Genomic DNA, 11,288 nt, shown 5'->3' on the forward strand with positions numbered 1-11,288 from the left:
TGATCCTCCCGGGAGTTGCGGGAGGGTATCCTGTCCCGCATTGTTTTCTAACAGTAGTTCGAAAAAATCCTCAGTTCAAGTCCCGCGTCGTGGCACGACGAGGGCATCGAGCGCGACGACGCCCTCGCCTTTCGGCAGCACGAGAACGGGATTGAGATCGATCGTCTCGACGTCGTCCGCATGGGCGGCCGCGAATTGCGAAACGTTGACCAGCACATCCGCCAACGCGTCGATATCGGATGGCGGCGCGCCACGGACGCCCGAAAGCAGCGAGCGCCCGCGAATGTCGTCGATCATGCGCAGCGCTTCTTCCTTGCCGAATGGCGCGAGCCGGAACGTCACGTCCTTCAAGACCTCGACATGGACGCCGCCGAGGCCGAACATGACGGCGGGGCCAAAGACCGGATCGCGGCTGACGCCGATGATGGTCTCGACGCCTTTCTTCGCCATCGGCGCGACGAGCACACCCTCGATTTTTGCATCCGGGCGATGCTGCGCCGCGCGCGCCATCAACGTCGCAAAGCCTTCGGTCACGCCAGCCTGGTCCGTCAGGCCGACAAGGACGCCGCCGATTTCGGTCTTGTGCTCGATATCGGGTGAAACGATCTTCATCACGACCGGGTATCCGGTGGAACCAGCCGCGGCCGCGGCTTCGTCCGCGCTCGTCACGAGATGCTCGTTCAGAAACGGGATGCCCGCCTTGCCCAGCAGGGATTTGGCCGCATGTTCGGACAGCGCCCCACCGCCCAGCGGATTGGCTGCGGATACCGGCCCTGCGGCGGCCCTTCGGTCGAAGGATCCGACGAAACGCGTCAACGCCGAGAGTGCGAGAACGGCCCGGTCGGAATCCTCGAAGACCAGAAACCCACTCTCTTCATAGGATCGCACCACATCGTCGTCACCGATCATTGAAAGTGCGATCAACCGATCCGGGAACCGAGCGCAACCGTCGGCGATCGCCTTCTTCAACGGCCCTGAAAGCGTGCGCGTGTTGGGGACTGTCGAGAAGAAGCCGATGAGCGCGTCGTAACCGCCTTCGTCGAGAATGACCTCCAAATTCTTGGCCAGGAGATTCATGTCGTTCAGCGCCTGCGCCGTCGTATCGACCGGATTCTCCACCGACGCGAAGGGCAGCAATTCCTTGAGCTTCCTCTGCGCGGCAGGAGGCATCGGCGCGACATCGAGGCCGTGCTGCTCCGCGGAATCGGAAATCAAGACGCCGGCTCCGCCCGAGAGGGTGACGACGCCGAGCTTATTGCCTTGCGGGAAGATTCCGCGGGCGCAAGCATAGGCCACGTCGATCTGCTCTTCGGTCGTCGCGGCGCGGTGCACACCGTATTGACGGAAAAGCGCGTCATAGATCGCATCGGAGCCGGCCAGGGACGCCGTGTGCGAACTCGCCGCCTTCGCGCCGACAGCCGATCGACCGACMTTCATCATGACGATCGGTTTGCGATTCTTCTGAGCGAGTTCCAACGCTGCGCGAAAGCGCGCACCGTCGCGCACACCTTCCACATAAGCCATGATGACTTTGATATCCGGCTGGGCAGCCATCCACTCGAGACATTCCGAAACGTCGATATCTGCTTCGTTGCCCGTCGTGATCCAATAATTGATGCCGATGCCGCGCCGGCGCGCCAGGTAGGCGATATGCGAGCCATATGCGCCGCTCTGACTGATGATGCCGAGCGGCCCGGGCTTTGGCATCTCCTTGTCGAGGGATTGCGTGAACGTGCCGTAGAATCCGATCTGCGGATTGAAGATGCCGAGGCAGTTGGGCCCGAGCAGACGCAACCCTCCCGCTCGCGCCACGTCGCTGATCCGCTTCTGAATGGCGAGGCCTTCTTCGCCGCTCTCGGCATAGCCAGCGGAGAAAATGACCGCGCCGCGCACCCCCTTCTCGATACATTCCTTGACTGCCGCTTCGGTGAGGCCGGCTGGCACCGCGATCAGCACGATGTCCGGCACCTCGGGCACCGCGGTGAGTGTCGGATAGGCCTTGAGGCCTTGCACCGTCTCGCGGTTCGGATTGACCGGGTAGATCGGGCCCTTGAAGCCACCTTCAAGAAGATAGCGCACCGGGCGCCCCGAAATGCGGTTGCCGTCATCCGATGCGCCGAGAATCGCCACTGATTGGGGGCGGAAGAGACTGTCGAGACTGTTGGCCATCATGTGCTTCATTCTTCGTGCGCCTCAGAAACTGACGCCGTTTGCGATCAAGTCGCGGGMGATGGTACGTCGCTGGATTTCGCTGGTGCCGTCGGGGATGCGCATGGAGCGGGTGAATCGGTAGCCCGCCTCGAGACGCAGTTCGTTCGTCAGCCCCATGCCGCCATGAACTTGCATGCAGCGATCGAAGACGCGGTTGGCCGCCTCCGTGCAATGCAGCTTGACCATGGAGGTTTCGGCGAGCGCGCGCTCTCCACGCTCGAGTTTCAACGCACAATCGATCAGCATGGTCTCCGCGGCATAGATGTCCGCCGCACTATCTGCGATCAGGATTTGCACCGCCTGATGCTCGCCGATCGGCAAGCCGAACGTCTTGCGGACCTTTGCGTATTCGACTGCCTGGACGAGCGCCCAGCGCGCTAGACCGATGCAGGTCGCGGACAGACCGAGTCGACCAGTGTTGACGCCCTGCAGCGCGACCTTCAATCCCTGATCGACGGCACCCAATCGGTGGTCGTCCGCGACGCGCAATCCATCGAAAGCGAGAATTCCGATCTCTGCTCCGAGCTGTCCCATGATCGGAATGGTGGAGACGGCGGAAAAGCCAGGCGACTTCGTATCGACGAAGAAACCGGTGATCCCACCTTTGCGTTGTGCTGCGAGTTCCGGATCTGTCACGGCGAATATCATCGCGTAATCAGCGTAAGGACCGTTGGTGATCCATTGCTTGGAGCCGGTAATGATCCAACCGTCGCCGTCGCGGACGGCACGCGTCTTCATCGCGAACACGTCGGAGCCGGCATCGGGCTCGCTCAAGCCGAAGCAGAGAGTCTTGTCGCCGCTCGCAAGGCCTGGAAGATAACGATCACGCAGCGCTGGATCGAGATTCCTGAGAACAGGCGACAATCCATTCGTGAACGGCGACGGGATCACGACCGGATGAACGAGAACGCGTCCCGGACCGCAATGGCTCGACAAGAGCGCATTGAGATAGACCGCCGCCAGCGGTCCGAGGCCACCACCGCCGATCTCTTCGGGCCCGAACATCGTGTAGAATCCCTGTTCGGCGGAGCGCATACGCACCTCGCGCCTCAAAGATTCCACCTGCGGAGTGAAACGTCCCAATTCGTCGAAGATCGTGCGCTCGCTCGACAGGAGCGCCTTGTTGGCGTCCTCCAACGGAACGATCACCTGATCGACGAAGCGGATCAGGCTTTCGCCGACCGCGACAATGTCTTCGGGGACATGCGTCGATTTCATCTCAGGCCTTGTCCAGCGTGAATTTCGGCAAGGTGATTTCCGGCGTCACGTCATCGAAATGAACCGTCACCCGATCACCGATGCGCACCGTCTCGACGTCATCCGTCACGATATTTGTCAGCATGCGCGGACCCTCATCAAGGGCGATCATCGCGATGACATACGGAACGTCGGCAGCGAAGACCGGACCCGCGGGCTTGCGCGCGATCGTGTAGGAATAGATCTCGCCCTTGCCGCTGACATCCGTCCATTCGAGATCGGCTGAGTGGCAGTGCGGGCACAATTCGCGCGGATAGAAATGATGCTTGCCGCAGGACAGGCAGTGCGGGATCGACAGGCGATGCGCGCGCGTCGCATCCCAGAACGGCCGGGTGCCAGGATCGATGACGGGAATGGGCTTTTCGTAGTTCGTGCTATCGGACATCGCGAAGCCCTCAATGGTTTGCGAGGATGACGGTGCTGCCGGACGACAATGTCCCACCGGTTCCGTGGACAAGCGCCGTCTTGGCGCCTTCGACCTGGCGATCGTCGGCCTCCCCTCGAAGCTGCCGCACCGCTTCGATGATAAGAAAGATGCCGTACATGCCAGGGTGGCAATACGACAGCCCCCCGCCGTTGGTATTGAGCGGGAATGCACCGCCGGGTGCGGTGCGTTGTCCGGCGACGAAACGGCCGCCGGCGCCCCGCTCGCAGAAGCCGAGGGCTTCGAGCGTCATCAGAACGGTGATGGTAAAGCTGTCGTAGCATTCGACAACGTCTATCGAATCGTGAGTGATGCCTGCCATGTCGAACGCGGCCCGGCCGGACATTTCGGCGGCGGTCAAGCGCGCGAGATCTGGCATCGCGCCAATGCTCCAGTGGGTGTGAGCCTCACCGTAACCGCGAATGTTGATCGCCCGGCATCCATGCGCCTTTGCGTTGTCGGCCGTCGTCATGACCACCGCGCCCGCGCCGTCGGTGACAAGGCAGCAATCGAGCAGTTTCAGCGGATCCGAGATGGGGGTGGATTTCATCACGTCGTCGATGGAGATCGGATCGCGCATCGTCGCGGCCGGATTGAGGCTCGCCCATTTGCGTGTTGCGACCGCGATCTCGGCCAATTGCTCCTGCGTCGTGCCGTGCTCATGCATATGGCGCATCGTCGCGAGAGCGTAGCCGCCGACAGGCTGTGGAATCCCCCAGACATTCTCGAACTGCATGGTGAGAATGGAAGGACGGCCGCCGAGCGTCCGGCTGCGCTCGCTCTTCTGCGTGCTGCCATAGACAATCAGAGCCACGTCGCAATAACCGGCTTCGATGGCCATGGCCGCGTGCGCCACGTGTGCTTCAAAGGCCGATCCGCCGATATTCGTGGTGTCGGCGAAACGCGGAAAAATGCCGAGATACTCGCCCAATGTCACGGACGGCAGCTGACCGGGTCCAGGCACGCCCCACAGGCCCGCGACAAGCAGCCCGTCGACATCGCGCATGGCGATGCCCGCATCGTCCATCGCCGCCTTTGCCGCGCGCGCTTGGACCTGCAGGACGGAACCTCCGCCGACCACCTTTCCGTCCTTCAGGGGGACATCGCCGATGCCCACGATCACTGCTTCACGCGCCATGATTCATGCTTTCCTTGTCGATTCAAAGGGCTGCGTGGCGGTACCGGCGAGGACCTGGCGCTCGCCGGCGGTGCAAATCAGCCTGATGCGCGCGGCCGTTCCGGCTTCGCGAGAAACGATTTCTTCGACCACTCCCGAAATCGTTAGCGTATCGTCGGCGAAAACCGGACCAATGAACGTAATGTCGATCTCTCCGCACGCGTCGAAGACGCCATCGCTCCACGTGTTCAACAGCTGCGCGACCAAGGCGAGTGTCATGAGACCGTGCGCGATGGTGCGGCCAAACGGGCCCGTGCGGGCGAATTCGGGGTCGACGTGGATCGGGTTGAAATCACCGGATGCCTTCGCGTAGTCGTCGATCATCCTTTGGGTGATCTGCCGGCTAAGCACAGGGAGTTTTTCTCCCACGACGAGAGAGCCCGCTGTTCGCGCGGCGCCTGCCGTCAGGCGAGAGGGAGCCGGGCTCATTGATCCTTCCCCCAGATCGAGGTGATGCGACCGCTGGCGGCGAGACTTCCATCGCTGCCGCGCGCCTCGAAATCCGAGACGACATAGGGCCGCTCCTTGCGGACATATTTGTCGACGACACGGGCCTGTATTCCGAGAGTTTCGCCAACGGTGAGCGGGCGATGAAACCGGATGGCCTGCTTGGCATGGATGCCGCCCGGCGGGGAGCGCCGCGCCATCAACAGATCGATCAGATAGACCGAGGCCACCATCGAGGGCGCCCGGCGCCCGCCGGTGCCGTCGTAGAGACCGGAATCGTTTCCGGTGGCGGCGAGAAATCCGTCCACCACCGCGGCGCTGACTTCGAAGGCCAGCGGCGTCGCCGGATAGACGTCGCCGATCTCGACTTCGTCATAGCGCTGAAACGTTTCCATCGTCAGACCGGCATCCAGGAGAACACATCGCGCGACATTTCGAGCGGGATGAACGACGTCTTGAGCGTGGGAAGCAGATGATCGCGGAGCGTCTCGGGCGTCCATCCCTCCGAACGATGAACCGAGCGCAACGGACGCGGCTGGCTCATCAGGAAGACCTCATTGCCGCGCACCGCCAGGATCTGCCCGTTGACGGGCTTCGCGGCATCGCTGGCGAGGAAGACCGCGACGGCGGCAGTCTTGTCCGGCGTCAGCATCTTCAAGGTTTTCAGGCGCTCCTCCTGGTCCGGCGTATTCGGTATCGAGCCGACCATGCGGCTCCAGGCGAAGGGCGAAATGCAGTTGGATCGAACATTGAAGCGCGCCATGTCGAGCGCGAGCGACTTCGACAATCCGACGATCCCCATCTTGGCTGCCGAATAGTTCGCCTGGCCGGGATTCCCGACGAGACCCGAGGTCGACGTCATGTGGACGAAGGTTCCGCTCTCTTGCTTCCGGAAATGCTCCGCGGCGGCACGGCTGACATTGTAGCTGCCGTAGAGATGGACTTTGATGACCGAGTCCCAGTCCTCGTCCGTCATCTTGTGGAAGATGGCGTCGCGCAGGATTCCGGCGTTGTTGACGACGATGTCGATCTTGCCGAATGTCTCCACCGCTCTATCCACCATGGCGCGGGCTTGGGATGATTCGGAAACCGAACCGAAATCGGCGACGGCTTCACCACCCGCCTCCTTGATCTCGCGGACGACTTCGCGCGCCGGAGCGTCGGTTTCGTCGTTGCCGTCGAGTGAGACGCCGCGATCGTTGACGACGACCTTCGCTCCGTAAGACGCCATCAGCATGGCAACTTCGCGGCCGATGCCGCGCCCCGCACCCGTGACGAGCGCCACCTTGTTTTCCAGCATCTTTTCCATTCTACGCGCTCTCTGGTTGGTATGTTTTGATTTCAAACTTTTGTTCGATTTGAAGACGGACTGCCTCGGCTAGCTCGATAGAGATCGGCGTCCTTGCGACCGCTCGTCCGTCAGATCATCCAGCGACCACCGTCAACGACGACAGACTGACCGGTCATGTAGCGGGAATCGTCGCTGGCCAGGAACGCCGCGGTCGCGGCAATGTCTTCAGGCTCGGCGAAGAAACCAAGGGGAATCGATTTGCGGATTTGTTCGAGAATCTCATCGGAAATGCGCTCGATCACGCGGGTCTTCGTAACGCCGGGGCAAACGGCATTGACGTTCACCTTGAACGGCGCGAGTTCGCGCGCGAGCGAACGGGTGAAGCCGATCACGCCCATCTTCGCTGCGGCGTATTCCGACAACCCGATTTCGCCCGCCATACCGGCATTCGACGCGACGTTCACGATTTTGCCCCGCCCAGCCTCGCGCATCGAGGGTACGACTTGGCGCGACGCGATCAGCGTCGACATCAACGAGACGTTCAGAATGAAACGCCAGACATCGGACGACGATGCGTAGAATTCCGATGCGCGCTCGCGCGCACTTTGTCCGACATTGTTCATGAGAATGTCGACAAAGCCGGCTTCCGCATAGATGCGCTTGAAGGCGTCCGTCACGACCTGTTCATCGGTGCAATCGCCCGTAATCGCCAGCACCTTCGCGCCGGCCTCGCGCGCTTTCTCGGCCGTGGCGGCGAGGCTCTCTTCCTCCAGATCAAGGATGGCGACGTTCGCGCCTTCTGCCGCGAAGCGCAGTGCACTGGCGCGACCAATTCCGTTTCCCGCGCCCGTGACAACGGCCAACTTACCTTCGAGACGACGCATCGCTTTCCTCCTCCTCAGCCAGCCGAACCGAACAAGTCAGGGCGCGACCGGCTGTAACCTCGCTGCACTATGGCAGCTTCTTCCCAAAAACTAACACTCGTTCGAAAATGGCGCAAGTATCGATTTCCACCGCGTTCGATTTTGCAGCACGTTCAGTTTTACACCGGTGCCGGAGCGGCGCGGTATCTCACGGTCGAGATCGCCACACTGGCAAGCATCAAGGCTACTCCGGCAAAGCTCTGGACGGTGAGCGGCTCTCCCAGAAAGACGGAGCCGCAGAGCACGGCGACCGCCGGCACGAGATAATTGTTGTAGGACGTCAGGGTCGCGCCGGCGCGTTTCACCAGCGCGAACAGAAGCATGCTCGACGCTGCGGTGTTGACCAGCGCCAAGACGAGCACCGCCCCCACGACATCGTTGGGCGGAAAGGTGAGCGGCGGCCCCTCGAGGACCAGCGCGAGGGGGATCGTCCAGAGCGCGGCGGCGATCAGCGACGCCGTCGTCACCGTCACCGGATCATGCTGTCTGACCAGTCTCAAGGAGAAAAGCGACCCGGAGAACACGACGGCGGCGGCGATCGCTGCCGTCGCCCCGCGCGCACTGGCTCCAAACGAGAGAAAAGCCTCCGGCCCGAACAAGACGACGATGCCGACCAATCCCACCGCGATGCCGGCATAGTTTCGCCCTGTCGGATATTCACCCCAAGCCGTCGCCATGAGCGCCGTGATCAGCGGCACCAGGGCCATCGTCGTGGCTGTCACCGACGAGTGGACATAGGACACGGAGAGCGCGATGAGGCTTAGGGGCGCCGCGTTGACTGCGAGGCCGACGACCGCGAAAGCGCCCACATCGCGCCAGCTCAATCGCATGCCGCCACGCATCGCCGTCACGACCAGCATGGCGAGCATCGCAATCGACGTACGTAGCGCAATCAATGTGAACGGCGGGACGGCACCAAGCGCGATTTTGGTGAACATGTAGGATGTGCCCCACGTGAGGCTGATCGACGCGAGAAGAACATATTCGATCGGCCCAGGCGCAGGCATCCGTGCGGCGGTCTGATTGGTGGACATGGCCCGCCCTTGCTGGTTATAAAAACGAACATTTGTTAGAATTGTCAACAAATCAAGCCGGATCTGCGGGAGAAGCGACCATGGTGAGACGAATTCTGGTGACCGCGGCCACGGGAACCGTGGGCGGCGCAGCGATGCGTCTCCTCGCGAGCGACGCAAAAGCTGGCCGAATCGAGTTGATCGGCGCAGCGCGCAGCTCCGCCAGCGCAGATCGGCTGCGCAATGCTGGCTTCTCCCCTGTTCCCTTCGACTATGATCGCCCCGAGACATTGGCTCCGGCGCTCGCGGGCGTCGATTCGGTTTTCCTGATCACAGGGTACACGGTGGACATGCTGATCCACTCCAAACGTCTGCTCGACGCTGCCAAGGCCGCTGGCGTGCGCCACATCGTCCATCTCGGCGCGCTCGCGTCGGATGACACCCCGCATGCGCATTTCGGGTGGCACCAGCTGATCGAGCGCGCGATCGAGTCGATGGGATTCACATTTACGCATTTGCGACCCAATTTCTTCATGGACACCGTCTGGTCCGGCCTGCGGCACAAGCCGGACCGTATCGTGCATTTCGTCGGCGATCGTACGGTCAGTTGGATCTCGTCGGAGGATATTGCGGCCGTCGGCGCGGCCGCTCTGCGTGATCCGGACAGGCACGGCGGGCAAACCTATCCCCTCGCCGTCGAAGCGCTTTCGCTCGCTGGGGTCGCGGCGCTCCTGTCTGAGGTGACGCAGCGCCCGGTGGAATATCGCCCGCGCGCAGCCGCCGAGCTTCTGCCGATCCTGCTCAGGCAGGGCATGGAGCCCACCTACGCCGCGAGCCTCGCTGGTGGCGTTACAGCGATCGAGGCAGGCACCATGCCGCTTTCCGACGCCGTCTACGACGCCGTCCAGACAGTCACCGGCCGCGCTCCGATTGGCTGGCGCGCCTTTGCCGAAGCGAGGAAAGGCGAACTCGTCCAGCCCTAGGCACGATGACGAACGTTTTGATCAGAGTGTGCGGCCGATCAATTCTTTCATGATCTCATTCGTGCCCGCATAGATCCGTTGGACGCGCGCATCGGCGTAGGCGCGGGTGATCGGATATTCCCACATGAAGCCGTAGCCCCCATGAAGCTGAAGGCATGCGTCGAGCACCTTGCCCTGCATTTCGCTGGTCCACAATTTCACCATCGCGGCGGTGGTCGTGTCGAGTTTGCCTTCGAGCACCAGTTCGAGACAGCGATCGAGGAATATCCGGCCGACCTGCACCTCGGTTTTCATCTCGGCGAGCGTGAAGCGTGAGTTCTGGAACTCGATCACCGCCTTGCCGAAAGCCCGTCGGCTTTTCGTATATTCAATGGTCCAATCAAGCGCCGCCTCGCAACATGACACTGCCTGGATGCCCACATGCATGCGCTCCCAGGCGAGTTCCTGCATCATGTAACCGAAACCCTTGCCCTCCTCGCCGATGAGGTTTGTTGCCGGAACGCGCACGTCGTTGAAAAAGAGCTCGGAGGTATCCTGCGCTTTGGTGCCGAGCTTCTTGAGTCGACGGCCGCGCTCGAACCCGACGCGGTCGGCTTCGACCATCACGAGACTGATGCCGCGCGCGCCTTCACTGCGATCGGTCTTGCAGGCGACAAGGAAGAGATCCGCCGTCTGACCATTGGTGATGAACGTCTTTTGACCCGAAACGATGTAATCATCGCCGTCACGGATCGCCGTCGTCCGGATCGCCTGCAGATCCGATCCGCCGCCCGGCTCCGTCATGGCAATCCCCGCAATGTAGTCGCCGGTCGTCATCTTCGGCAGCCATGCGCGTTTCTGTTCAGCGGTTCCGTAATGGTGGATGTAGGGCGCGACAATGTCGGAATGGAGCGGAAATCCGAGTCCGGTCAGATTGAGCCGGGCCTGTTCTTCCATCAGAATGATCGAATAACGACGGTCCGCGCCGACACCGCCCCATTCTTCCGGAATGGCGACGCACAGGAAGCCCTGCTCGCCCGCCTTCTTCCATGCCCAGCGCGGGACCTCTCCTTTTTCCTCCCATTCCTCATGGTGCGGAGCCAGCTCGCGTTCCATGAACCGACGGACGGATTCACGGAACATCTCGTGCTCTTCGGAAAACAGGGTGCGCGCGATCATTTTTCCCTCCGGCGAAGTGTTGGCATTCGCGGTATCCGTCACGTCTATTTTTCCGGCCTGACGCGAATATTTGGTTGTCATTTTCTAACATTCGTTTGAATTTAAATGCAAGCCGGATTAGCCTGAGGTTTCCGGACCCGCCTCGAGGAGCCTGCTCGAATGATCGTTGAAAAACGCACTTACACGTTCCATCCCGGCAAGGTGCACGAATTCCTTGCCCTTTACGAGGCGGAGGGGTTGGCGCTGCATACCAAATACCTCCCGATGATCGGCTACTTCGTCTCGGAGATCGGGACGCTGAACCAAGTCATCACCATGTGGGGGTACGAGAGCATGCAGCAGCGCGACGATTTGCGGGCGAAACTCTATGCTGATCCGGAATGGATTGCGTTCGGTCCCAAGAC

The 11,288-nt window shown here is 61.6% G+C and carries 12 protein-coding genes; 2 read left to right on the plus strand and 10 right to left on the minus strand.

Going from position 1 to position 11,288, the window contains the following annotated elements; all coding sequences use genetic code 11:
• Nucleotides 1–75 precede the first annotated feature (75 nt).
• The 9 genes from AC1DT3_RS00205 to AC1DT3_RS00245 all read right to left on the minus strand — a co-directional run bounded on the left by AC1DT3_RS00205 (nt 76) and on the right by AC1DT3_RS00245 (nt 8,764).
• The gene (locus AC1DT3_RS00205; RefSeq protein ID WP_477463199.1) at nt 76–2,172 is read right to left on the minus strand and encodes an acetate--CoA ligase family protein; all 2,097 of its coding nucleotides are present in this window, start codon (nt 2,170–2,172) and stop codon (nt 76–78) included.
• A gap of 21 nt (nt 2,173–2,193) precedes the next feature.
• Nucleotides 2,194–3,429 carry an acyl-CoA dehydrogenase family protein gene (locus tag AC1DT3_RS00210; RefSeq protein ID WP_477463200.1) on the minus strand — a complete coding sequence of 412 codons (1,236 nt, stop codon included), beginning with the start codon at nt 3,427–3,429 and terminating at the stop codon, nt 2,194–2,196.
• Nucleotide 3,430: 1 nt separating this feature from the next.
• Nucleotides 3,431–3,853, minus strand: a complete 423-nt coding sequence (locus AC1DT3_RS00215) for a Zn-ribbon domain-containing OB-fold protein (RefSeq protein WP_477463201.1) — start codon at nt 3,851–3,853, stop codon at nt 3,431–3,433.
• A 10-nt stretch (nt 3,854–3,863) separates the two neighbouring features.
• Entirely contained in the window at nt 3,864–5,030 is a 1,167-nt protein-coding gene (locus tag AC1DT3_RS00220) for an acetyl-CoA acetyltransferase (protein ID WP_477463202.1), read from the minus strand.
• A gap of 3 nt (nt 5,031–5,033) precedes the next feature.
• Complete coding sequence (locus AC1DT3_RS00225; protein WP_477463203.1) at nt 5,034–5,498, minus strand: MaoC family dehydratase; 465 nt, start codon at nt 5,496–5,498, stop codon at nt 5,034–5,036.
• Complete coding sequence (locus tag AC1DT3_RS00230) at nt 5,495–5,911, minus strand: hypothetical protein (protein WP_477463204.1); 417 nt, start codon at nt 5,909–5,911, stop codon at nt 5,495–5,497. Before AC1DT3_RS00230 ends, AC1DT3_RS00225 begins: the two co-directional genes overlap by 4 nt.
• 2 nt (nt 5,912–5,913) lie before the next feature.
• Nucleotides 5,914–6,825: an SDR family NAD(P)-dependent oxidoreductase gene (locus tag AC1DT3_RS00235; protein ID WP_477463205.1), complete on the minus strand. Its 912-nt coding sequence runs from the start codon at nt 6,823–6,825 to the stop codon at nt 5,914–5,916.
• A gap of 110 nt (nt 6,826–6,935) precedes the next feature.
• Entirely contained in the window at nt 6,936–7,691 is a 756-nt protein-coding gene (locus AC1DT3_RS00240; RefSeq protein ID WP_477463206.1) for an SDR family NAD(P)-dependent oxidoreductase, read from the minus strand.
• 158 nt (nt 7,692–7,849) lie between these two features.
• A complete protein-coding gene (locus AC1DT3_RS00245; RefSeq protein WP_477463207.1) occupies nt 7,850–8,764 on the minus strand; it encodes a DMT family transporter in 915 nt (304 codons plus the stop codon).
• 80 nt (nt 8,765–8,844) lie between these two features.
• Between AC1DT3_RS00245 and AC1DT3_RS00250 the strand changes: the two genes are divergently transcribed.
• Entirely contained in the window at nt 8,845–9,726 is an 882-nt protein-coding gene (locus tag AC1DT3_RS00250) for an NmrA family NAD(P)-binding protein (RefSeq protein ID WP_477463208.1), read from the plus strand.
• Between the two features lie 21 nt (nt 9,727–9,747).
• Here the strand turns inward: AC1DT3_RS00250 and AC1DT3_RS00255 are convergent, their stop codons facing one another.
• Entirely contained in the window at nt 9,748–10,965 is a 1,218-nt protein-coding gene (locus AC1DT3_RS00255) for an acyl-CoA dehydrogenase family protein (protein ID WP_477463209.1), read from the minus strand.
• A gap of 78 nt (nt 10,966–11,043) precedes the next feature.
• On the opposite strand from AC1DT3_RS00255, the gene AC1DT3_RS00260 reads away from it, so the two are divergent.
• On the plus strand, nt 11,044–11,288 hold a 245-nt coding region (locus AC1DT3_RS00260), incomplete at its 3' end, for an NIPSNAP family protein (protein ID WP_477463210.1).

Source organism: Microvirga sp. P4_G7, from assembly GCF_056401005.1.